This window comes from Nocardia cyriacigeorgica NBRC 100375 (genome assembly GCF_000308555.1).
Taxonomy (GTDB): domain Bacteria; phylum Actinomycetota; class Actinomycetes; order Mycobacteriales; family Mycobacteriaceae; genus Nocardia; species Nocardia cyriacigeorgica.
Genome location: NZ_BAFY01000031.1, coordinates 44,353 through 66,633, shown reverse-complemented (window position 1 = coordinate 66,633; position 22,281 = coordinate 44,353). Strand labels below are relative to the sequence as shown.

Below are 22,281 nucleotides of genomic sequence, written 5' to 3'. Positions count from 1 at the left end.
AAATAGAACGTGTTACTGTTCCTGACAAGGGTGCCTTTTCACACCACGTCCTCGAGCCAGGAGATTTCCGCGATGCCGCACTGCCTCGTCGAGAAGCGCGATCACGTTCTCATCGTCACCATGAACCGCCCGGAAGCGAAGAACGCCCTCTCGGGCGAGATGATGGCGATCATGCGCGACGCCTGGGATCAGGTCGACAACGATCCCGATATCCGGGTCGCGATCCTCACCGGCGCGGGCGGCGCCTTCTGCGCCGGCGCGGACCTGAAGGCGATGACCTCCCAGCATCCCGGCGATTCGTTCTCCGGCGGCGGCTGGGATCTGTCGAAGATCGAGGCACTGCTCAAGGGCCGCAGGCTCACCAAACCGCTGATCGCCGCCGTCGAGGGCCCGGCCATCGCGGGCGGCACCGAGATCTTGCAGGGCACCGACATCCGGGTCGCCGGTGAGAGCGCGAAATTCGGTGTGTCCGAAGCGCGTTGGGGCCTGTTCCCCCTCGGCGGCTCGGCCGTGCGGCTGGTACGCCAGATTCCCTACACCGTCGCCGCCGACATCCTGCTCACCGGACGGCACGTCACCGCGGCCGAGGCCAAGGAGATCGGCCTGATCGGGCATGTGGTGCCGGACGGCACCGCGCTCGACAAGGCGCTGGAGCTGGCCGGGCTGATCGCCGCCAACGGCCCGCTGGCGGTGCAGGCCATCCTGAAGACCATCCGTGATACCGAGGCCATGCCGGAGAACGACGCGTTCAAGATCGATGCCGAACTCGGTATGGCGGTGTTCAAGTCGGCCGATGCCAAGGAGGGCCCGAAGGCCTTCGCCGAGAAGCGTAAGCCCACTTTCACCGGCAAATAGCGGCTCACGAAACGACAAACGTCCCCGGCGGGCTCGACGCGCCGGGGACGTTTCGCTGTCTGCGCTCGGTGGCGTCCGCTCAGTTGGCGCCGGGGTAGTCCATCCAGAACGGCTCCCACTGGTGGCCGTCGGGATCGAGGAAGGTGCGGCCGTGCATGCCGACCTCGGCTTCCTGGGCGCGCTTGTCCTCGTTGACCTCTTCCCGGCCGCCGGCCGCCACGGCGGCGTCGGTCAGCTGGTCGACTTCCTGCGCGCTGCCCAGCGAGAGCGCGTAGCCGGCGGCGGCGGTCGCCGCGGTGTCGGCGATCGGCCGCTTGGTGAAGGTAGCGAAGTATTCCCGGGTCAGCAGCATCAGGCAGATGTTGTCGTCGATCACGATGCAGGCGGCGTTCTGATCGGTGAAGTCCTGGTTGACCTTCCAGCCGAGCGCCTCATAGAAGCTCTTGGACCGATCGAGGTCGGTCACGGGGAGGTTGATGAAGATCATCTTGCTGCTCATTGTCTTTTCGGCCTCTCGGTCGGTGTGTGCTCGCTTCACAGATAGAGACGGGGCCGGTTCCGGAAAGTCATCGCCGCCGCCGAATCCGATGACAGCCGCCGTACCCGTTACCTGCGGTACTGGTGCGGTTCCTGTGGCTGACGTGGTCTTTTCGTCGGCAAACGATCACCGCGACGTCTGTTTGTTGTCGGTGGCGTGTGCCACAGTGGCATCCATGAGCGAGATGACGGGCACCGCCACCGCGGAAGTCATGGATTCCTTCGAGGTACACCGCCGCGAGTTGTGCGCCTACGCCTACCGCATGCTCGGTTCCTCGTTCGAGGCCGAAGACGCGGTCCAAGAAACATTCACCCGCGCCTGGTAGGCCTACGACAGCTTCGAAGGCCGCGCCAGCCTGCGATCGTGGCTGTACCGGATCGCCACCAACGTCTGCCTGGACATGCTCGACGGTCCGCAGCGCCGGGCCCGGCCGATGGATCTGTCCGGGCCGTCGAGCCCGGAGTCACCGCTGTCGGCGCCGCAGCCGGATTACGTGTGGGTCGAGCCGATCCCCAACGCGCTCGCCTTCGGGGCGGACCCGGCCGAGCACGCCACCGCCAAGGACACGCTGCGGCTGGCCTTCGTCGCGGCCTGTCAGCACCTGCCCGCCACCCAGCGCGCCATCCTGATCATGCGCGAGGTGCTGCGCTTTTCCGCCAGCGAGACCGCCGAGGCGCTCACCATGTCGCCGGCCTCGGTCAACAGCGCACTGCAACGCGCCCGCGCCACCATGTCCAAGGTCCAGCCCGCGGTCACCGACACCTACGACGAGACCGACGAGCAGCAGCGCCGGCTCGTCGACGATTTCGTCAAGGCCTTCGAGTCCTACGATATGGACACCCTCACCACTTTGCTGAAAACCGATGTGGCGCTGTCCATGCCGCCGCTCGAGTTCTGGGTGTCCGGCCCGGCGAATGTCGCGGAGTTCATGCTCGGCCACGGCGCGGCCTGCCGCGATTCGCGGCTGGTCCGGCTCGAAGGCGCCAATGGCCTGCCCGCCTTCGGCCACTACAAGCCCAGCGGCGAGCCGGGCGTCTGGGTGCCCTGGTCGATCACCGTCCTGGAGTTCACCGACGGTGAGATCTCCGGGCTCAACTTCTTCCTCGATACCGAGAAGTTGTTCCCGCTGTTCGGCCTGGAGCCGGAGCTGCGCGAAGCCGTCTGAGTCCGGCTCAGCCGGGAATCAGATCCGACTGGCGGTCACGGTCGCCGGCGTCGTCGAGGACGGCGCCGGCGACCGGTCCGCCCGCGGTCGCATCCCGGTAATCGGTGAAGACCGGACCCCACCAGGCGGCCATCCGCTGTTCGAGCTCCGGCGAGCACGGCTCGGGTCCGTACACGATTCGGCGCAGGGACGACAGGTCGTAGCGGGACCGGATCGCTTCCGGCAGTGCGAGGAGCCGGTCGAACAGGGCCGCTGACAATCGGCTGTGGGTCACTCGATGCCGTTCGATCAGCCGCAGCGCCTCGGCCGCGTCCCAACCGTCCATCAGCACCACCCGGTGCCCCAATTGCACGGAAACCGTGAGGAAATCGAGCGCCTCGAACCGGTACAGCGGCAGGCCGGCCAGATGCACATGGGCACCGTGCGGCGCGAGCCCGAACAGGCCGAAGAAGCCGGAGGTATGCGCTGCCGCCGCATCGGGATCGGTGCCGGCGAGCGCGCTCCGGACGCCGAGGTGCGGCCCGCCCGACAACGAGCCGGAGGCCGATTCGACCCCGGCCGTGCGATCACCCGGCCGCCGGATGCCCGCCGCACCGAGCCAGGCCACCGATCTGAAGCCCTCGATCTCGCCCACCGAAAACCGCGCGGCGGCAGGCAGATCCGCGGCGTCGGCGGCGAGCCGAGCCGACTCGGCGAATCGCAGGCCCGCCACGAAAGCCTTGGCCTCGCTGTCGATGAGCACATGGGCGATGTCCGGCACCGTCAGATGCCAGTCCACTGTGACCAGGTACAGCCCACTCCGATAGGCCGCGAAGGAGAACGCCACCGCCTCCACGCAATTCGGCAGCAGGCTCACCACGGCGTCGCCGGGCCGCAGCCCGAGCGCCCGCAGCCCACCGGCATACCGGTCGGCGAGAGCGGCCAGTTCCCGGTAGCTCACCTCCCGGCCGGACGGTGCGATCAGCGCAATGCGCCCCGGCTGGGCCGCGGCGATATTCCACAGCCCGAGAACTTCGGCCGACTCCTGCGTCACCCCATCGAATTTAGAACGCGTTCTACGTACCGACAAGGGGTGCGAGTTTACCCATTTGCTCGGTGTCGGCCACCGACACCAGCAGCATGGTCACCCCGGCCGCCTCCCAGACGCCGATCTGCCGACGCACCTCGTCCTCGTTGCCGATGATCGTGGTGTCGAGCACCATCTCGTCGGGTACCGCAGCGGCGGCTTCGGCCTTACGGCCGGCCTGGAAGAGCTTGCCGATCTCCTCGACTTCCTTCTCGTAGCCCATCCGGCGGTAGACCTGGGCGTGGAAGTTGAGCTCGGGGGCGCCCATGCCGCCGATGTAGAGCGACATCACCCAGCGCAGCCGTTCGATCTCGGTGGCCGGATCGTCGGTGACGATCACCTGGGCGCTGGCGGCGATCTCGAAGGTCTCCCTGGTGCGGCGGGCACCGGCACGGGCAAAGCCCTCGTCGAGCCATTCGTTGTACATACCGGCCAACCGCGGGGCGTAGTAGATGGCCAGCCAGCCGTCGGCGATCTCGGCGGTCAGCGCGACGTTCTTCGGACCCTCCGCCCCCAGCCAGATCGGCAAATCCGCACGTAGCGGGTGCACGATCGGCTTGAGCGGTTTACCGAGCCCGGTGGCGCCCGGCCCGGCGTAGGGCAGCGTGTAGTGCGGTCCCTGGCTGACGACCGGCGCCTCGCGCGCGAGCACCTTGCGGACGATGTCGACGTACTCCCTGGTGCGCTGCAACGGCTTGGCGAACGGCTGCCCGTACCAGCCCTCCACCACCTGCGGGCCGGAGACGCCGAGCCCGAGAATGGCGCGGCCACCGCTGAGGTGGTCGAGGGTCAGCGCGTGCATCGCGGTGGCGGCGGGCGTGCGCGCCGACAGCTGCGCGACCGAAGTGCCCAGCCGCACCCTGCTGGTCGATGAACCCCACCAGGCCAGTGGACCGAAGGCGTCCGAGCCCCACGACTCGGCCGCGAACACCGCGTCGAAGCCCGCCGCCTCCGCGGCCGTCACGAGTTCACCGACATGCGGCGGCGGCGCCGCACCCCAATATCCGAGCTGCAATCCGAACCGCATATCGGTCCCCTTTCACATTCACTGCTTGCCAGCAGAATAAGAACCTGTTCTACTCGATATCGTGACTCATGGGAATACTGCACCCACGGCAATCACGCAGGATCGCCCGCCGGGATTGAAACCGAGCGACGTACTCAGCGCGCCGCTGCGAATGAAGTTCGACTACACCCGATCGGTGGGACCGACCATCGGAAAGTTCCTGACCGGGCTGCGCGAGCGCCGCGTCGTCGGCGTGCGCGGTAGCGACGGCCGGGTCCTGGTGCCGCCGGCCGAATACGACCCGGTGACCGCCGACCCGCTCAGCGAGTTCGTCGACGTCGCCGACGTCGGCACGGTCGTCTCCTGGAGCTGGGTGCGTGATCCACTGCCGGGTCAGCCCTTCGACCGGCCGTTCGCCTACGCGTTGATCAAGCTCGACGGTGCCGACACCACCCTGCTGCACGCGGTGGACGTGGCGAGCCCCGACGAGATCAGCACCGGCATGCGGGTTCGCGCCCGCTGGGCCGCCGAGACCACCGGCACCATCCACGACATCGCCTGCTTCGAACCCGGCGAAACCTCCACCGCCGGTGAGCGAACCGGGGATTCGGACGCCGAGCCGGTCACCATGCTGGTGACGCCGGTGGACATGAGCTACAAGCACACGGCCTCCCCGCAGGAGACGGTGTATCTGCGCGGGCTCAAGGAAGGCAAGCTGATCGGCGGCCGCACCGACGCGGGCGGCAAGGTCTACTTCCCGCCGCGTGGCGCCAACCCCACCGACGGCAGGCCCACCGACGACATGGTGGAGCTGGCCGACACCGGAACCGTCACCACCTTCTGCATCGTCAATGTGCCGTTCCTCGGGCAGCGGATCAAGCCGCCCTATGTGGCCGCCTACGTGCTGCTCGACGGCGCCGACATCCCGGTGCTGCACCTGGTTCTCGGCTGCGCGGCCGAGGAGGTCCGGATGGGCATGCGGGTGCGCGCGGTGTGGAAGCCGCGCGAGGAGTGGGGTTACGGCCTGGAGAACGTCGACCACTTCGAGCCCTCCGGCGAGCCGGATGCCGATTACGACACCTACAAGCATCACCTGTGAGAGGGCTCCCGAGTGACCATCACCGAGCGTTCGACCGATAACGCCACCGACATCGCCGTCGTCGGCTTCGCGCACGCGCCCCATGTGCGGGAGACCTTCGGCACCACCAACGGCGTGGAGATGCTGCAACCGTGTTTCCAGCAGCTCTACGACCAGCTCGGCATCACCAAGTCCGATATCGACTTCTGGTGCTCGGGCTCCTCCGATTACCTTGCCGGGCGGGCTTTCTCGTTCATCTCGGCGGTCGACTCGATCGGTGCCGTGCCGCCGATCAACGAATCGCATGTCGAGATGGACGCGGCCTGGGCCCTGTACGAGGCGTGGGTCAAGCTGCGTTCCGGGCAGGCCCGCACCGCGCTGGTGTACGGCTTCGGCAAGTCCTCCGCCGGTACCTTGCGCCAGGTCCTGACCATGCAGCTGGATCCCTATCTGGTGACGCCACTGTGGCCGGATTCGCTGTCCATCGCGGGCTTGCAGGCCAGGGCCGGTCTGGACGCAGGCCGCTGGAGCGAACGGGATATGGCCGCGGTCTCGCAGGCGCACCGCGCCGACGGCGCCTCCATCGACGACCTGCTGGCCGCGCCGTATGTCGCCGATCCGCTGCGCGAACACGACTGCGCCCCCATCACCGACGGTGCCGCGGCCATCGTGCTCGCGGTGGGTGACCGGGCCCGCGAGCTGTGCGAGCGTCCGGCCTGGATCACCGGCATGGCGCATCGGATCGACTCGTCGATGCTCGGCGGGCGTGATCTGACCGTCTCGCCCTCGACGCGGGCCGCCGCCGAGGCGGTGACCGGCGGCGACACCAGCGGTTTCGATATCGCCGAGCTGCACGCTCCGTTCAGCCATCAGGAGTTGATCCTCGCCGAGGCGATCGGCCTGGACAAGCGCACCAGGATCAATCCCTCCGGCGGCGCGCTGGCAGGCAATCCCATGTTCGCGGCCGGGCTCGAACGCATCGGCTTCGCGGCACGCGAAATCATGGCCGGCTCCGCCGAGCGCGCGCTGGCGCACGCCACCAGCGGGCCCGCGCTGCAACAAAACCTTGTGACCGTTCTGGATTCGGAGGCTGGCCGATGAGTTTCCCGGCTGCGGTGCTCGGCACCGGACAAACGCATCATGTGACGAAACGCAGCGATGTGTCGATGTCCGGCATGGTCCGCGAAGCCATCGACCGTGCGCTGGCCGACGCCGACCTCACCATGGCCGATATCGACGCGATCGTGATCGGTAAGGCGCCGGACCTGTTCGAGGGCGTCATGATGCCCGAGCTCTACATGGCCGACGCTCTCGGCGCACCGGGCAAACCACTGCTGCGCGTGCATACCGCGGGTTCGGTGGGCGGCTCGACCGGCGTCGTCGCGGCCAACCTGGTCCAGGCAGGCGTGCACGAGCGGGTGCTCGCGGTGGCGTGGGAGAAGCAGTCGGAGTCGAATGCCATGTGGGCGTTGTCGATTCCGGTGCCGTTCACCATGCCGGTCGGCGCCGGCGCGGGCGGTTACTTCGCTCCGCACGTGCGCTCCTACATCCGCCGTTCCAACGCGCCCGGCCATATCGGCGCGATGGTCGCGGCCAAGGACCGGCGCAATGGCGCCAAGAACCCGTACGCGCACCTGAAGCAGCCCGATATCACCATGGAGTCGGTGCTGGCCTCCCAGATGCTGTGGGATCCGATCCGCTTCGACGAGACCTGCCCCTCCTCCGACGGCGCCTGCGCGGTGGTCATCGGTGGCGAGAGTTCGGCCGCCGCGGTGGAAGCCGCGGGCAAGAAGGTGGCGTGGGTGCACGCGACCGCTATGCGCACCGAGCCGACCACCTATGCCGGTCGCGATCAGGTGAACCCGCAGGCCGGTCGCGATGCGGCCGCCGCACTGTGGAAGCAGGCGGGGGTCACCGATCCGCTCAGCGAGATCGATGCCGCCGAGATCTACGTCCCGTTCTCCTGGTTCGAGCCGATGTGGCTGGAAAACCTCGGCTTCGCCGCCCCCGGTGACGGCTGGAAGCTCACCGACAAGGGCGAAACCGAGATCGGTGGCACCCTGCCGGTGAATCCGTCCGGCGGCGTGCTCTCGTCCAATCCGATCGGCGCCTCCGGCATGATCCGCTTCGCCGAGGCCGCCAAGCAGGTGATGGGGCGGGCCGGCGCCTACCAGGTGGAGAATGCGCGCAAGGCGCTCGGCCATGCCTACGGTGGTGGCTCGCAGTACTTCTCGATGTGGGTGGTCGGGTCGGAGCGTCCGGCATGAAGTTCACCCTCGGCATCGCACTGAGCCCGCTCGAGCAACTGCCCGAGCTGGCCAAGACCGCGGAGGAATGCGGGTTTGCCTCCATCGCCCTGCCCGATTCGCTGTTCTACATGAAGACGGCCGAGGCGAAATACCCCTACACTCCCGACGGCAGTCGCTTCTGGGGCCCTGAGACGCCATGGGTGGATCCGCTGATCGGCGCCACCGCCATGGCCGCGGTGACCAGCCGCATCCGCTTCTACACCAATGTGCTCAAACTCGGTTCCCGTAACCCGCTGCTGCTGGCCCGCCAGGTCGGGTCGGTGGCGAACATGTCGGGTAACCGCTTCGGCTTCGGCGTCGGCATCGGCTGGGCGCCCGAGGAATTCGAATGGTGCGGGGTGCCGTTCAAGCGGCGCGGTGCCAGGGTGGACGAGATGATCGAGGTCATCAAGCTGGTGCTCGGCGGCGGGATGGTCGAGTACCACGGCGAGTTCTTCGACTTCGACCCGTTGCAGATGAGTCCGGCGCCGACCGAGCCGGTGCCGTTCTATATCGGCGGCCACACCGACGCCGCGCTGCGCCGGGCGGCCCGGGTCGGCGACGGCTGGACCTCGGCCATGATGAAGTTCGACCAGCTGTGCGAGACCATCGAGACGCTGGGGCAGTTGCGCGCCGAGTACGGCCGGGCCGAGGAACCGTTCGAGATCCAGGCGGTGTGCATCGACAAGTTCGGCCGCTCCGGCTATCAGGATCTGGCCGACGCCGGCGTCACCGATGCGATCGTGGTGCCCTGGCTGATAGACGGCATCGGGTTCGACGGGGAGCTGTCGGCCAAACAGGAGTCGCTGCGCAAGTTCGCGGCGGCCAATATCGATGATCCGATCGTCTGAGCCGGAAGGGCAACCATGACCGTCGAGTCCTCCCCCATCACCGATCATCCGGCGCGCGCCGCGGGCCTGGCCTCCCAGGCGGCGGTGCGGGCTCGCGACAAGAACGCCTGGTTGGAGCTGTTCGCCGAGGACGGCATCGTCGAGGACCCGATCGGGCCCTCGGGTTTCGATCCGGAGGGCCGCGGTCACCGCGGTCGCGATGCCATCGCAGCCTTCTGGGACAAGGCGATCGCCGCCACCGAATCGATCGAGTTCCTGTTCGGTGACTCGTTCGCCTGCGGTTCGGAGGTCGCGTTCACCGGCCTCATCCGCAGCACCCTCGGCGGGCACGTGATCGATGCCGAGGGCGTGTTCACCTATCGGGTCGACGAGGCGGGCAAGATCGCCGCTTTGCGCGCATATTGGGAGGTCGACCGGGCCATGAAAACGGCGCGACCGGCCTGAAGCCCGGATAACGACGATGCCCCCTCGATCCACTGATCGAGGGGGCATTCTCGTGCCCGGCGGGGTTCAGCCGCTGGTTCAGCCGGTGACCGGGCAGGTCTTGTAATCGACCGGGAATTCCTTGATGCCGTTGAGCCAGCCCGAACGCAGCCGCTTGGCGTCACCGAGCTTGCTGATATCCGGCAGATGATCGGCGATCGCATTGAAGATCAGATCGACCTCGAGGCGGGCCAGGTTCGCGCCGATACAGAAATGCGCGCCGGTGCCGCCGAAGGACAGGTGCTGATTGTCCTCGCGCATGATGTCGAACTTCTCCGGATTTTCGAAGACGTCTTCATCGAAGTTCGCCGAGCGGTACAGCATGACCACCCGCTGTCCCTTTTTGATCTGCACGCCGCCGAGCTCAACGTCTTCCAATGCGGTGCGCTGGAATGAGGTCACCGGTGTGGCCCAGCGGATGATCTCGTCGGCGGCGGTGGCCGGGCGCTCTTTTTTGAACAGCTCCCACTGATCGGGGTGATCGAGGAAGGCCATCATGCCGTGGGTGATGGCATTGCGGGTGGTCTCGTTACCGGCCACCGCCAGCATGATGACGAAGAAGCCGAATTCCTCTTCCGAGAGCTTGTCGCCGTCGATATCGGCCTCGATCAATGTGGTCACGATGTCGTCGGCCGGGCATTTCTTGCGATCGGCGGCCATCTGGTAGGCGTAGCCGAGAATTTCCGCCGAGGCCACCACCGGATCGGCATCGTTGTCGGGATCGTCGTAGCCGGTCATCTCGTTGGACCACCGGAAGACCTTCATCCGGTCCTCCTGCGGCACCCCGATCAGCTCGGCGATGGCCTGCAGCGGCAGCTCGCACGCGATCTGGGTGACGAAATCACCGGAACCGGCCTCGGCGGCCGCCTTCACAATGCCCTCCGCGCGCGCCGACAGCTCGGCGCGCAGGCTGTTGATCGCCCGCGGGGTGAAGCCACGAGAGATGATCTTGCGCAGTTTGGTGTGTTCGGGCGCGTCCTTGTTGATCAGGACGAACCGCTGCAGCTCGATCTGTTCGCGGGTGATGTCGTCGTTGAACCGCGGGATCGCGGTGTTCTCGTAGGTGGAGAACACGTCGCTGCGCCGCGAGACCTCCTTGACATCGGCGTGCTTGCTGACGACCCAGAACCCGTCGTCGTGGAAGCCGCCCACCTCCGGTGGCTGTGGATTCCACCAGATCGGCGCGGCCCGGCGCAGCTCGGCGAATTCCTCGACCGGGACGCGGTGGGCATAGATTTCGGGATCGGTGACGTCGAATCCGTCCGGCAGATCGGGCCGGACCGTTCGAGGGGCTACCACCAGTGGCCTCCTTAAGAGAGTGCGCAACCAAGCCGAGCCGAGCACCAGGTGCATCCGTCGACAACACTGGAACACGTTCTACAATTATTGAAGCACAGGCGGGAAAACTAGGAAAGAAACCGGACAGATCCGCCGGTGACAAGTGTCAAGAACACGTTTCAATTCTGTCCTCGAGGAAAGGTTGGAGATGGGTACACCCGTCATCGTCGAAGCCGCCCGCACCCCCATCGGCAAGCGCCGCGGCTGGCTGTCCGGCCTGCACGCGGCCGAACTCATCGGCCTCGCCCAGCGCGGCCTGCTCGAGCGCGCCCATCTGGACCCCGCCCTCGTCGAGCAGGTCATCGGCGGCTGCGTCACCCAGGCCGGCGAGCAGTCCAACAACGTCACCCGGGTCGGCTGGCTGCACGCCGGGCTGCCCTGGCAGACCGGCTGCACCACCATCGACGCCCAGTGCGGCTCGGCCCAGCAGGCCAACCACCTGATCGCCGGCCTCATCGCCACCGATGCCATCGAGATCGGCATGGCCTGCGGCGTGGAGGCGATGAGCCGGGTTCCGCTCGGCGCCAACGTCGGTGAGCACGCGGGCCCGCGCCGGCCCGCCTCCTGGGATATCGATATGCCCAATCAATTCGAGGCCGCCGAGCGAATCGCCAAGCGGCGCGGCATCACCCGCGAGGACGTCGACGCGTTCGGTGTGCGCTCGCAGCGCCTGGCCGCCCAGGCCTGGGCCGAGGGCCGCTTCGACCGCGAGGTGCTCACCGTGACCGCACCGGTGGCCGACAAGGAAGGCAACCTCACCGGCGAGAAGATGGAGGTCAACCGGGACCAGGGCCTGCGCGAGACCACCGCCGAGAGCCTGGCCGCGCTGAAGCCGGTGCTCGACGGCGGCATCCACACCGCGGGCACCTCCTCGCAGATCTCCGATGGCGCCGCCGCGGTGCTGCTGATGGACGAAAAGGCCGCGCGCCGTGCAGGTTTGACCCCGCGGGCCCGAATCGTCACCCAGTGCCTGGTCGGCTCGGAGCCGGAGTTCCACCTCGACGGTCCGGTGCAGGCCACCACCCGCCTGCTGGAGCGTTCGGGCATGAGCATGAGCGATATCGATCTGTTCGAGATCAATGAGGCCTTCGCCTCGGTGCCACTGTCGTGGGCGTCGGTCCACAAGCCGGATATGGACAAGGTGAACGTCAACGGTGGCGCCATCGCCCTGGGCCATCCGGTCGGTTCCACCGGATCCCGCCTCATCACAACGGCTTTGCACGAGCTGGAGCGCTCCGACAAGAGCCTCGCGATGGTGCTCATGTGTGCCGGTGGCGCACTAGCGACAGGCACCATCATCGAGCGGTTGTAAGGCTTTCAACCAATTCCCCGGTGTAACTTGAACGTTCATCTCGGAGGCGGCAAAACGTGTCGTACGCCACACAAAGTCCGGTACAGAGGACTAGATGAGATGTCAGCTAACTTGCGGCTACCGCAGGTCCGACGGGCAAGACCCCCGCGACGGGCTAGAACTTGCTGGCCGGACGGCTCCACAAGAGCCGTTGGTGGAACCCGCAAACGCCACGCTCGGAGCCTCTGCACTGGACACCGACCTGGAAGCTTCAAGGAAATTCGGAATCAGGCGTAGGTTTTCAGTTACTGAGCCGCTAATATCAATGATACGTATCCGAGATAACGACTGTTAGTACAGCGAAGGGAATTGGGCGGCTCACAATGGCTGATTTCGCGGCGCGGCTGAACAAGCTGTTCGAAACCGTGCATCCCCCGGGGCGTAAGCCGCACACCAACGCGGAGGTCGCAGCCGCGCTGACGGCTTCAGGGCATCCGATCTCCAAACCGTACCTGTCGCAGTTGCGGTCCGGGCAGCGGACCAATCCGTCGGACGAGACGGTGGCCGCGTTGGCGAAGTTCTTCAAGGTCAAGCCCGACTACTTCTTCAACGACATCTACGCCGCCAAGATCGACCACGATCTGGAACTGCTGTCTCAGTTGCAGGGTTACGGGCTGCGCCGATTGTCCAGCCGGGCTTTCGACCTCTCCGAAGAATCACAGAATCTACTCACCTCCATGGCGGAGAAACTCCGGGCAAGTGAAGGCCTGCCCGAAGTTCCTCCGGATGGGACCGAATAGGCTCTCGCACACCACAACACAGTGCGGCCCAGTGGGCCGCACTGTGTTGTGTTATGTGATCGGCGCCATCTCATAGCGGATACCGGCCTGCGAGCATGGCTGAGACCGGTTGCCCCGGAGCGTGAGCCGCGCCAGGGCAACGCCGAGTCTCGAGTGGATCGCCGAATCAGGGCCGCGGCTGGGCGGCGGCCGGCTTCCGCTGCTGCTCGCGCGCCGTGGTTTCGAAGGCCTGCGCGATCGCACTGACCCAGCCACGCGGGCTCACACCCTCGGGCGGCGCGATCCAGCGGGCATCGACCACCACATCGCCGAGCGGGTTGCGGGCCCACCGCGCGACGCGATCGGCGCGCTGGGTCACCGAGTCCGGTGGGTCACCGGCCGAGACGATCTGCACACCGCCGCCGGACTGGAGATAGAGCGCGTCCATGATCTGCGCCACCCGGTCGGACGCCTTCAACTGCGTGGAGGTGCCACCCTGCTCGTGCGCCACCACCTCCGGGAAGCGCTTCACCATCACCCGGTGCAGCAGCTCGATGCGCCGCAACAGCAGCCGCGCGCGCACCCACAATTCGATGACGATCCACACCGCACCGAACGCGATGAACAGGCTCGCGATCTGCCAGGCCGGCCAACCCCAGTCCGCCTCACCGGGTTTCGCGCGCGGGGCGTCGATGGCTGCCCGCCGGATCTCGAGCACGGCTAGCAAGGCCACCAGCGCGGTGCCTGCGGTGTAGATCGCGATACCGCGCCCGAGCGCGGTCCAGTCCAGATTGCGCAGACCGGTGACGACGATGAAAAGCCCACCGAGCGCGACGATCACCCAGCCGAACACATGCGTCCAGGCCAGCGTCGCCGCGGCCGCGGCCGCACCGACCGCGTAGATCACCCACGCGATCTGGCGCAGGTTGCGCCGCGACACCACCGGCCAGGCCGCCGACGCCACCACCGAGGTGGCGGTGGTGAACAGCAGCCAGGCCGCGACGACGACACCGTCGGACAGCATGCCCGAGCGCAGGCCCTCCGGTAACAGGTTGTCGACCGCGACCCCGACATCGGGAATCGCGACCGTGGCGGCGAGCGCGACCGCGGCGACCGCGATCACGATGGCCACCCGCGCGGTGGTCGCGGGCTTGACCAGCACCCGCCCCACCCGCGCACCGGCTGCCACCCAGACCAGCATGGCCGTCAACCAGAAGGTCATCCGAGAGCCTCATCGAATCGAAGGACCGAGACGCCCGCGCCCCGGTTGTTGAATACGCGCAGCCGCGTCATCAGCATCGCGGCGAAGGTCTCGGCCTCCCATTCGGCCTGTTCGTCTTCGCCGTCGTCGACGATCTGCTGATGCGCGCGCTGGCTGAGCATGTAGGCGATCAGATCGTCGCTGGCCTCGAGCGTCACCTCCGGTGCGGGCGCACCCTCGTGGTCGAACACGATGTGCCCGAGTTCGTGGGCGAGGGTGTGCTCACGGCTGGGCAGCGCGGTGGCCAGCACGATCACGTCTTTGTCCGGATAGAACCGGCGCTGACCGCAGACGCCGGGGCCGAGGTCGGCGTCGGCGATCTCGATCATCCGTTTGCGCTCGGCGGCGATGGCGAGCACCACCTCGTCGAGGGTGGTCGCGTCGAAATCGGCGGCAACCGCGCAGACCGCGTCCACGGCCGCGGCCACCCGGCGGTAGGACCGCGAACCGCTCTGCGCCTTACTCTGTGTCATCGCCGATCACCGACCCGTTCCGAAGAATTCGGCGCGCGCGGCATCGATACGTGCCTGTGCCGCCGAGGCACTCTGGAAACTCACCGCACCCGACCCGGCACCGGCGAGGGTGAGGGCGATCAGTCCGCCGATCACCGTCAGCACCTTCGGCTCGGGCAGGCCGTCCTCGGCGCTGGTGTTGCGCACATCCGGGTCCGACGGTGCGGCCAGGGCGGGCGATGCGGCCGGAGAGGGAGCCGCGGCGGGCGGCGCGGGCGCGGCCGGGGCGGGCGGCGCGACGACCGGAAGAGCGGGGACACCTGGCACGACCGGTGCGATGGCGGGCGGTGCGATCGCCGGCGGCGCGGGCACCGGGGGGATGGCCAGCGGCGGCAGCGCGGGCGCCGGTGGCACCGGCGGAATGGGAAGCAGCAATAACAGCAGCGGGGAGGCGGAGCCGACCGCGGCCGAGCCAACGGCCGCCGAACCGACCGCAGCCGAACCCGTTGCCGCGGAACCGAGTCCGGCCGCACCGAGCGCGGCCGAGCCGACGGCAGCCGAGCCGGTGGCGAGAGCACCGACACCTGCCGAGCCCACGGCAGCCGAACCGGTACCGAGCGCGGCGGAGCCGGTGCCGAGGGCACCGATACCGGCCGAACCCACTGCGGCAGAGCCGGTTCCGAGCGCACCGACCCCGGCCGAGCCGACGGCCGCGGAACCGGTGCCGAGGGCAGCGCCGAGACCGGCCGAGCCGGTGCCGAGAATGACGCCGAGAGCGGAGGATCCGCCGCCGAGCACCGCGCCGAGTCCCGCCGAGCCTGCGGCGGCAGAGCCCGCGGCGGCCGAACCGGCTCCGGCCGAGCCGGTTCCTGGACCGGCGACATCGGTGGGTTCGAGGCCCGCCTCGACGGACGTCGACCGGCCGGGGATGGTCAGTGGCTGCCATTCACCGGCTTCGTCGACCGGGGACGTGGAGTTCGTGGCATCCGCACCGGGCGAACCGTTCGACGCCGCACCACGCCCTGGACTCGAGCCCGGATCGGTATTCGCTGCGTGCCCTTGATTCGCCCCGCCCTGGCCGGCGTTCGGGCCGGCACCGGCATTCGGGGCACCACCACTGCCCGAGTTGGGCAGTAAGCCACCGCCGATCGGCGGTACGGGTCCGCCGTTGCCCGGGTTCGGGGCACTGTTTCCGCCCTGCCCGGAACCATTGTCCGGCTGGGCCTCGGCCGCGACCGGCCCGAGTAGTCCGAGGCAGCCGACGGCCCCCGCTACCGCGAGCACACGGGTGAAGCGACCACTGGCCATGCGACGGCCTTCCCCTCATAGCGACTGCGCAAATCCTCGCCCGGCCACACGCACAACCCGGACTCCAACAACGGTTGCCCATAGTAAACCGTCGGCTTCCGACCGCGCAGCCGTACCACCCGCTCAGGGGCGGCGAACGACCGGGCATTCGGATCACCTGGACGGCGTAAACCGCGTCCACCGAGGTCTGCGCCCCGCCCGCACACAGGCGGACCTGGGTGACCTGACGGTCGGTTTGCTGGCAAACCCTCACTCGGCCATGGATCCGGCGTGAAGTGAAGTCGGCCACATCAGCGGCAGGAGTGCCCGCATCCGGCCGATGCATCGACCCGCTCGGTAGTGGATCCGCCGAACGGTCAGGCGACGTCGAGGCCGAGTGCCGCGCGACAACCACCGGGACACAGTTGGCGACCGCCGCCACCTTCACGCCGATCTCGAAAGCGATGCGCCCGGGAGCGCGCACCGGCTGTCAACTGCCCGCGCGCCGAGAAGACCACGATGTGCGGTGTTCGGAGCGACTGCTCGTGCCGTGCCCTCGGGCAAACGTGACGGCGGCGCGAGTCGCCTGACTCGCGCCGCCGCGTGGTTGTCGATGGGCCGGTTCGTCTTTACGCCCCGTAGACGGGCTCCGGAGTGTTCGCCTTCGCCAACAGGTCCGCCACCACCGGGCCGAGTTCGGCCGGGTCCCAGCGGGCGCCGCGGTCGACCGGGATGCCGTGCCGCCAGCCCTCGGCGACGGCGATCTTGCCGCCTTCGACCTCGAACATGCGGCCGGTCACGCCCGCCGACTCGGCGCTGCCCAGCCAGACGACCAGCGGCGAGACGTTCTCCGGGGCCATCGCGTCGAAGCCCTCCTCGGGCGCGGCCATGTCCTCGGCGAAGACGGTCTCGGTCATCCGGGTGCGGGCGGCCGGCGCGATCGCGTTGACGGTGACGCCGTAGCGGGCGAACTCGGCCGACGCGGTCAGGGTCAGGCCCGCGATACCCGCTTTGGCGGCGCCGTAGTTGCCCTGGCCGACGCTGCCCTGCAGGCCGGCGCCGGAGCTGGTGTTGATGACGCGCGCGTCCACCGGACGCCCGGCCTTGGACTCCCCGCGCCAGTACTCGATGGCATGGCGCATGGTGGCGAAATGGCCCTTGAGGTGGACCCGGATCACCGCGTCCCATTCCTCTTCGGACAGGTTGACCAGCATCCGGTCACGCACGAAGCCGGCATTGTTGACCAGCACGTCGAGCCCGCCGAAGGTGTCGATCGCCTGGCGGATGAGCCGGCGTGCGCCCTCCCAGTCGGCGACGTCGTCGCCGTTGGCCACGGCCTCGCCGCCCTGGGCGCGGATCTCGGCGACGACCTGCTCGGCGGGGGTCTCGCCGGTATCGGCGCCGTTGAGCGCGGAGCCCAGATCGTTGACGACCACCTTCGCGCCCGCCGCGGCGAACGCCAGCGCGTGCGCGCGGCCGATGCCGCGGCCGGCGCCGGTGATGATCACGGTACGTCCGGCACAGATCCCATCGGTTTCCATCGTGTTCCTATCGTCTTGCTCAGCGGTCGGGGTGGGCGATCAGGCCGGTCGCGGCGCTGATCGGGTCTGGTCGGTCAGGGCTTGGGCGCGCCGTTCGGTGCGGCGGTGTTGACGGTGGCGGCATCGAGGAAGGCCGGGCGTTCGCCGCCGCCGTGCACCTCGAGCGTCGCCCCGCTGACGTAGCCGGCCAGCGGTGAGGCGAGGAAGGCCACGCAGCGGCCGACGTCTTCGGGCCGGGCCAGCCGCCCCAGCGGGATGGTGGCACCGACCGCGGCCACCCCGTCGGCGTCGCCGTAGTGCAGCAGGCTGAGTTCGGTCTCCACCGGGCCGACGACCACCGAGTTCACCCGGACCTTCGGTGCCCATTCCACCGCCAGCGAGCCGGTGAGGCTGTCGACGCCGGCTTTGGCCGCTCCGTAGGCCGCGGTGCCCGGCGAGGGGCGATGCGCGCTGACGCTGGAGATGTTGATGATCGAGCCGCCGTCGGGCTGGGCCTGCATCACCGCGTTGGCCGTCTGCGAAACCAGCAGCGGCGCGAGCAGATTCAGCTCGACGATCTTGGCGTGGAAGTTCTTGCTGGCATCGGCGGCCAGGGCGTAGGGGGCGCCGCCGGCGTTGTTGACCAGGTGGTCGAGGCGGCCGTGCCGGGCGACGACGGTGTCGATCAGTTCGCGGACCGCGTCACCGTCGCGCACATCGCATGGCAGGAATTCGGCCTGCCGTCCCTCGTACTCCACCGGGGCGTCGCCGGGGCGGCGTGCGCAGGCCAGCACGGTCGCGCCCGCGGCGAGCAAGGCCCGGCTGACGCCCGCGCCCACACCGCGGACACCGCCGGTTACCAGAACGACGCGTCCGGACAGATCGATTTCGAGTGCCACCGTGCTAACCTACCAAGCAATTGCTTGCTTAGCCAAGGTTCGCTCACGATGGGAACTGCGATGGGGATCAACCGTCACACCGAATCAACCGGCATCACCGTCATCACGGTCGACTATCCGCCGGTCAACGCCATACCCTCGGACGGCTGGTTCGCTCTCGCCGACGCACTGCGCGAGGCAGGCCGCGATCCGGAGACCAAGGTGGTGGTGCTGCGCGCGGAGGGCCGCGGGTTCAACGCCGGCGTGGACATCAAGGAGATGAACGCCGACACCGGGCACACCGCCCTGATCCGCGCCAACCACGGCTGCTTCGAGGCCTTCGCCGCCGTCTACGACTGCCAGGTGCCGGTGATCTCCGCGGTCAACGGCTTCTGCCTGGGCGGCGGCATCGGCCTGGTCGGCAATTCCGATATCGTCGTCGCCTCCGACGACGCCACCTTCGGCCTGCCCGAAGTCGACCGCGGCGCACTCGGCGCGGCCACCCACCTCGCCCGGCTGATCCCCCAGCACCTGATGCGGGCCATGTTCTACACCGCCGGCACCCTCACCGCGCAGCAGCTGCACCACTACGGCTCGGTGCTGCACGTGGTGCCGCGCGCCGAGCTCGACGCCACCGCGTTGGATGTCGCCAAGAACATCGCGAACAAGGACGGCCGGGTGATCCGCGCCGCCAAACGCGCCCTCAACGGCATCGACGTGCAGGACGTGCACCGCTCCTACCGCTACGAGCAGGGCTTCACCATGGAGCTCAACCTCGCCGGTGTGGCCGATGAGATCCGCGCGCGTTTCGACGACGATCTGGCCGCACAGAAGAAAGGGAAGTAGAAACCCATGCGCGACAAGCACATGACGCTCGACGAGGTCGTCGGCGAACTGCGCAGCGGAATGACCATCGGCCTGGGCGGCTGGGGTTCACGGCGTAAGCCGATGGCCCTGGTCCGGGCGCTGCTGCGGTCCGATATCACCGACCTGACCGTGGTCACCTACGGCGGCCCCGATCTCGGCCTGCTGTGCTCGGCGGGCAAGGTGCGCAAGGCGTACTACGGCTTCGTCTCGCTGGATTCGGCGCCGTTCTACGATCCCTGGTTCGCCAAGGCGCGCACCGAGGGCGCGATCACCGTGCGTGAGATGGACGAGGGCATGGTCAAGTGCGGCCTGCAAGCCGCGGCCGCCCGGCTGCCGTTCCTGCCGATCCGCGCCGGGTTGGGTTCGGCCGTCCTCGATTTCTGGGAGGGCGAACTGAAGACGGTGCAGTCGCCCTACCCGACCGACGGCAAGACCGAGACCCTGATCGCCATGCCCGCGCTGAACCTGGACGCCGCGTTCGTGCACCTGGATCTGGGCGACAAGCACGGCAATGCCGCCTACACCGGCGTCGATCCGTACTTCGACGACCTGTACTGCCTGTCGGCGCAGCGCCGCTATCTGACAGTGGACCGGCTGGTGGAAACCGCGGAACTGGTGAAAGCCGTTCCCCAGCAGTCGATCATCCTCAACCGGATGATGGTCGACGGCGTGGTCGAGGCCCCCGGTGGCGCGCACTTCACCTTCTCCGGCAGCTACGGCCGCGACGAGAAGTTCCAGCGCCACTATGTGGATGCCGCCAAGACGCCCGAATCGTGGGCCGAGTTCAAGGCGCGCTACCTGGATGTGTCCGAGGACGAATACCAGGCCGCTGTCCGCGCTTTCGCCGAGGAGCAGAAATGAGCGAAACGACCACCATCACTCGGGCCGAGGTCTGCGTCGTCGCCGCGGCCGAGATCTTCCGCGGCGCCGGCGAGATCATGGCCAGCCCGATGTCCACCATCACCACCATCGGCGCGCGGCTGGCGCGGCTGACCTTCGCACCGGATCTGCTGCTGTCCGACGGTGAGGCGCTGCTGTTCGCCGAGGTCCCCGCGATCGGCGGCAAGGCGCCCATCGAGGGCTGGATTCCGTTCTCCCGGGTCTTCGATGTGGTCGCCTCCGGGCGCCGGCACGTGGTGATGGGCGCCAATCAGCTGGACCGGTACGGCAATCAGAATCTGTCGGCGTTCGGTCCGCTGCAACAGCCGACCCGGCAGATGTTCGGTGTGCGCGGCGCGCCTGGCAACACCATCAACCACGCCACCAGCTACTTCGTACCGCGGCACAACAAGCGGGTGTTCTGCGAGACCGTCGACATCGTGTCCGGCATCGGCTACGACAAGATCGATCCGGACAATCCGGCCTTCCGGTTCCATCACCTGCACCGGGTGGTCAGCAACCTCGGCGTCTTCGACTTCGGCGGTCCCGGCCACACGATGCGCGCGCTGTCGCTGCATCCCGGGGTCAGCGCCGATGAGGTCGCCGAGAACACCTCGTTCGAGATCGCGGAGCTGGGCGAGGCGGGCGAAACCAGGCTGCCGACCGAGGAGGAGCTGCGGATCATCCGCACCGTGCTCGACCCGAAGGGGATTCGCGAGAAGGAGGTCTCGGCATGACGCCTCGGCTGCGGACTCCGCTGACCGAACTGGTCGGCATCGAGCATCCGATCGTGCAGACCGGCATGGGCTGGGTGGCCGGGCCGCGGCTGGTCGCGGCCACCGCAGAAGCCGGCGGGCTCGGCATTCTGGCCTCGGCCACCATGACCTACGACGAGCTCGAGGCCGCGATCGCGAAGACCAAATCACATACCACGAAGCCGTTCGGCGTGAATATCCGCGCCGACGCCTCCGATGCCGGTGAGCGCATCGACCTGCTGATCCGGGAGAAGGTGGCGGTGGCGTCGTTCGCGCTGGCGCCCAAGCAGGAGCTGATCGCCAAGCTCAAAGAAGCTGGTGTGGTGGTGATTCCGTCCATCGGCGCGGCCAAGCACGCGGTGAAGGTGGCGTCCTGGGGCGCCGACGCGGTGATCGTGCAGGGTGGTGAGGGCGGTGGGCACACCGGTCCGGTCGCGACCACGCTGCTGTTGCCGTCGGTGCTCGACGCCGTCGATATCCCGGTGGTCGCCGCCGGCGGCTTCTTCGACGGCCGTGGCCTCGCCGCCGCGCTCGCCTATGGTGCGGCCGGTATCGCCATGGGCACCCGCTTCCTGCTGACCCAGGAAAGCCAGGTCCCCGACGCGGTGAAGCAGGAATACCTGAACCGGCACCTGCAGGACACCGTGGTCTCGCTCAAGGTCGACGGCATGCCGCATCGCGTGCTGAACACCGAACTCGTGCAGCGGCTCGAGCATTCGGGCAATTGGCGCGGCCTGACCGCCGCGGTCGCCAATGCCGCGAAGTTCAAGTCCATGACGGGCATGAAGTGGTCGACCATGGTCCGCGACGGCCTGGCCATGCGTAAGGCCAAGGACCTCACCTGGTCGCAGGTCATCATGGCCGCCAACACCCCGATGCTGCTCAAAGCCGGTCTGGTAGAAGGTAATACCGAGGCGGGCGTGCTCGCCGCGGGCCAGGTCACCGGCATCATCGACGACCTGCCCACCTGTCAGGAACTCATCGACCGCATCGTGCGCGATGCGGTCGCGCGGATAGACACGATCGCCGCGCTCACCCACGACGCCCGGGCGACCCCCGGCGCGTCGGCATAACCGAGCCCGCTCGGTCATCGGTCAGGCGGACTCCCCTCGTGGAGGCCGCCTGACCTCGTTTCTCAGGCAGTCAATTCGCACTGACCAGGTAGTCCCGCAGTAGCTCTTCGAGCAGGCCGTCGCTGCCGTCGTCCAGCAGTTGGTCCAATACCTCCGCGCCATCTAGTGTCGGCCGATACCACAGCTCCCGGGCACTCGTGATCACCCTTTGGAGCACGGCTGCGTAGATGAGCGACCGTGGCACCACAACCTGCCGGCCCTGGCATTCGTATGCCCGCAGTCGTCGCTCGACTGTGTCGATGACGTCCTGGATGATGCCGATCTCCACAGCAATCCGATCGTCGCCGACGTCCATGATCAGTACCCGAACTTCGGATGCTCCGAGGGTACAAAACGGCCTGACTCGATCAGCACCGCCTTCGCCCGACGCTTGATGGGACAAACCGTAATCGGGCAATCGATATGACGCTGCATCACGTCATGCGCTGCATCCACTGTCAGACCACCGAGTGGCACGCCGTGATCGATCGGCGGGAGCGGAGTTTCCATGAGCTCATCGTCGCAACGTCTC

The 22,281-nt window shown here is 67.9% G+C and carries 24 protein-coding genes and 1 pseudogene; 14 read left to right on the top strand and 11 right to left on the bottom strand.

The annotated features are described in order from the left end of the window. The first annotated feature begins 72 nt into the window (after positions 1 to 72). The gene (locus RJ05_RS02680) at positions 73 to 855 is read left to right on the top strand and encodes a crotonase/enoyl-CoA hydratase family protein (protein WP_051016139.1); all 783 of its coding nucleotides are present in this window, start codon (positions 73 to 75) and stop codon (positions 853 to 855) included. A 79-nt stretch (positions 856 to 934) separates the two neighbouring features. On the opposite strand, the gene RJ05_RS02675 is transcribed toward RJ05_RS02680, so the two are convergent. After that, complete coding sequence (locus RJ05_RS02675; protein ID WP_036532714.1) at positions 935 to 1,354, bottom strand: VOC family protein; 420 nt, start codon at positions 1,352 to 1,354, stop codon at positions 935 to 937. 214 nt (positions 1,355 to 1,568) lie between these two features. Between RJ05_RS02675 and RJ05_RS32100 the strand changes: the two genes are divergently transcribed. After that, positions 1,569 to 1,718, top strand: coding sequence for a sigma factor (locus tag RJ05_RS32100; protein WP_249040504.1), 150 nt, complete (start codon positions 1,569 to 1,571; stop codon positions 1,716 to 1,718). A 12-nt stretch (positions 1,719 to 1,730) separates the two neighbouring features. After that, positions 1,731 to 2,558, top strand: a pseudogene (locus RJ05_RS02670) (RNA polymerase subunit sigma-70); the annotation flags it as partial. A gap of 7 nt (positions 2,559 to 2,565) precedes the next feature. Here the strand turns inward: RJ05_RS02670 and RJ05_RS02665 are convergent. Beyond that, positions 2,566 to 3,591: an AMP-binding protein gene (locus RJ05_RS02665; RefSeq protein WP_051016137.1), complete on the bottom strand. Its 1,026-nt coding sequence runs from the start codon at positions 3,589 to 3,591 to the stop codon at positions 2,566 to 2,568. Positions 3,592 to 3,613: 22 nt separating this feature from the next. Then, a complete protein-coding gene (locus RJ05_RS02660) occupies positions 3,614 to 4,651 on the bottom strand; it encodes an LLM class F420-dependent oxidoreductase (protein ID WP_036532712.1) in 1,038 nt (345 codons plus the stop codon). Positions 4,652 to 4,712: 61 nt separating this feature from the next. On the opposite strand from RJ05_RS02660, the gene RJ05_RS02655 reads away from it, so the two are divergent. The 5 genes from RJ05_RS02655 to RJ05_RS02635 are packed head-to-tail and all read left to right on the top strand — an operon-like array spanning position 4,713 to position 9,291. Continuing rightward, a complete protein-coding gene (locus RJ05_RS02655; RefSeq protein WP_373365047.1) occupies positions 4,713 to 5,729 on the top strand; it encodes a Zn-ribbon domain-containing OB-fold protein in 1,017 nt (338 codons plus the stop codon). Positions 5,730 to 5,741: 12 nt separating this feature from the next. Next, positions 5,742 to 6,809 (top strand): thiolase family protein, encoded by a 1,068-nt coding sequence (locus RJ05_RS02650; protein WP_174343887.1) that lies wholly within the window; start codon positions 5,742 to 5,744, stop codon positions 6,807 to 6,809. Next, on the top strand, positions 6,806 to 7,975 hold the full coding sequence (locus RJ05_RS02645; protein WP_036532708.1) for a thiolase family protein: 1,170 nt from the start codon (positions 6,806 to 6,808) through the stop codon (positions 7,973 to 7,975). Before RJ05_RS02650 ends, RJ05_RS02645 begins: the two co-directional genes overlap by 4 nt. Further along, a complete protein-coding gene (locus tag RJ05_RS02640) occupies positions 7,972 to 8,847 on the top strand; it encodes a TIGR03619 family F420-dependent LLM class oxidoreductase (RefSeq protein WP_036532706.1) in 876 nt (291 codons plus the stop codon). Before RJ05_RS02645 ends, RJ05_RS02640 begins: the two co-directional genes overlap by 4 nt. 15 nt (positions 8,848 to 8,862) lie before the next feature. Continuing rightward, a complete protein-coding gene (locus tag RJ05_RS02635; protein ID WP_036532703.1) occupies positions 8,863 to 9,291 on the top strand; it encodes a nuclear transport factor 2 family protein in 429 nt (142 codons plus the stop codon). Between the two features lie 78 nt (positions 9,292 to 9,369). On the opposite strand, the gene RJ05_RS02630 is transcribed toward RJ05_RS02635, so the two are convergent. Further along, a complete protein-coding gene (locus RJ05_RS02630; RefSeq protein WP_036532700.1) occupies positions 9,370 to 10,629 on the bottom strand; it encodes a cytochrome P450 in 1,260 nt (419 codons plus the stop codon). Positions 10,630 to 10,816: 187 nt separating this feature from the next. On the opposite strand from RJ05_RS02630, the gene RJ05_RS02625 reads away from it, so the two are divergent. Both RJ05_RS02625 and RJ05_RS02620 read left to right on the top strand, forming a co-directional pair. Continuing rightward, complete coding sequence (locus RJ05_RS02625; RefSeq protein ID WP_036532698.1) at positions 10,817 to 11,980, top strand: steroid 3-ketoacyl-CoA thiolase; 1,164 nt, start codon at positions 10,817 to 10,819, stop codon at positions 11,978 to 11,980. Between the two features lie 362 nt (positions 11,981 to 12,342). Further along, positions 12,343 to 12,759 carry a helix-turn-helix domain-containing protein gene (locus tag RJ05_RS02620; protein WP_014348820.1) on the top strand — a complete coding sequence of 139 codons (417 nt, stop codon included), beginning with the start codon at positions 12,343 to 12,345 and terminating at the stop codon, positions 12,757 to 12,759. A 166-nt stretch (positions 12,760 to 12,925) separates the two neighbouring features. Here RJ05_RS02620 and RJ05_RS02615 read toward each other — a convergent pair whose 3' ends face one another. The 5 genes from RJ05_RS02615 to RJ05_RS02595 all read right to left on the bottom strand — a co-directional run bounded on the left by RJ05_RS02615 (position 12,926) and on the right by RJ05_RS02595 (position 18,157). After that, a complete protein-coding gene (locus RJ05_RS02615; RefSeq protein ID WP_036532696.1) occupies positions 12,926 to 13,960 on the bottom strand; it encodes a hypothetical protein in 1,035 nt (344 codons plus the stop codon). Then, complete coding sequence (locus tag RJ05_RS02610; RefSeq protein ID WP_036532694.1) at positions 13,957 to 14,472, bottom strand: ImmA/IrrE family metallo-endopeptidase; 516 nt, start codon at positions 14,470 to 14,472, stop codon at positions 13,957 to 13,959. The genes RJ05_RS02615 and RJ05_RS02610 overlap by 4 nt, the downstream gene beginning before the upstream one ends. Before the next feature lie 6 nt (positions 14,473 to 14,478). Beyond that, entirely contained in the window at positions 14,479 to 15,759 is a 1,281-nt protein-coding gene (locus RJ05_RS02605) for a TrbL/VirB6 family protein (RefSeq protein ID WP_036532692.1), read from the bottom strand. Between the two features lie 608 nt (positions 15,760 to 16,367). Further along, positions 16,368 to 17,279, bottom strand: a complete 912-nt coding sequence (locus RJ05_RS02600; protein ID WP_036532690.1) for an SDR family oxidoreductase — start codon at positions 17,277 to 17,279, stop codon at positions 16,368 to 16,370. Between the two features lie 74 nt (positions 17,280 to 17,353). Then, positions 17,354 to 18,157, bottom strand: a complete 804-nt coding sequence (locus tag RJ05_RS02595) for an SDR family oxidoreductase (RefSeq protein WP_036532688.1) — start codon at positions 18,155 to 18,157, stop codon at positions 17,354 to 17,356. A gap of 60 nt (positions 18,158 to 18,217) precedes the next feature. On the opposite strand from RJ05_RS02595, the gene RJ05_RS02590 reads away from it, so the two are divergent. From RJ05_RS02590 to RJ05_RS02575, 4 genes are read left to right on the top strand one after another with little or no spacing between them, the layout of a single operon-like run. Next, entirely contained in the window at positions 18,218 to 18,982 is a 765-nt protein-coding gene (locus RJ05_RS02590; protein WP_036532686.1) for an enoyl-CoA hydratase family protein, read from the top strand. Between the two features lie 6 nt (positions 18,983 to 18,988). Further along, a complete protein-coding gene (locus RJ05_RS02585; RefSeq protein ID WP_036532685.1) occupies positions 18,989 to 19,864 on the top strand; it encodes a CoA transferase subunit A in 876 nt (291 codons plus the stop codon). After that, positions 19,861 to 20,619, top strand: coding sequence for a CoA-transferase subunit beta (locus tag RJ05_RS02580; RefSeq protein ID WP_036532683.1), 759 nt, complete (start codon positions 19,861 to 19,863; stop codon positions 20,617 to 20,619). Before RJ05_RS02585 ends, RJ05_RS02580 begins: the two co-directional genes overlap by 4 nt. Further along, on the top strand, positions 20,616 to 21,710 hold the full coding sequence (locus RJ05_RS02575; protein WP_036532680.1) for an NAD(P)H-dependent flavin oxidoreductase: 1,095 nt from the start codon (positions 20,616 to 20,618) through the stop codon (positions 21,708 to 21,710). The genes RJ05_RS02580 and RJ05_RS02575 overlap by 4 nt, the downstream gene beginning before the upstream one ends. A 70-nt stretch (positions 21,711 to 21,780) precedes the next feature. Here RJ05_RS02575 and RJ05_RS02570 read toward each other — a convergent pair whose 3' ends face one another. After that, a complete protein-coding gene (locus RJ05_RS02570) occupies positions 21,781 to 22,065 on the bottom strand; it encodes a hypothetical protein (RefSeq protein WP_036532679.1) in 285 nt (94 codons plus the stop codon). Positions 22,066 to 22,067: 2 nt separating this feature from the next. Further along, on the bottom strand, positions 22,068 to 22,259 hold the full coding sequence (locus RJ05_RS29765; protein WP_081597133.1) for a hypothetical protein: 192 nt from the start codon (positions 22,257 to 22,259) through the stop codon (positions 22,068 to 22,070). Between the last annotated feature and the right edge of the window lie 22 nt (positions 22,260 to 22,281).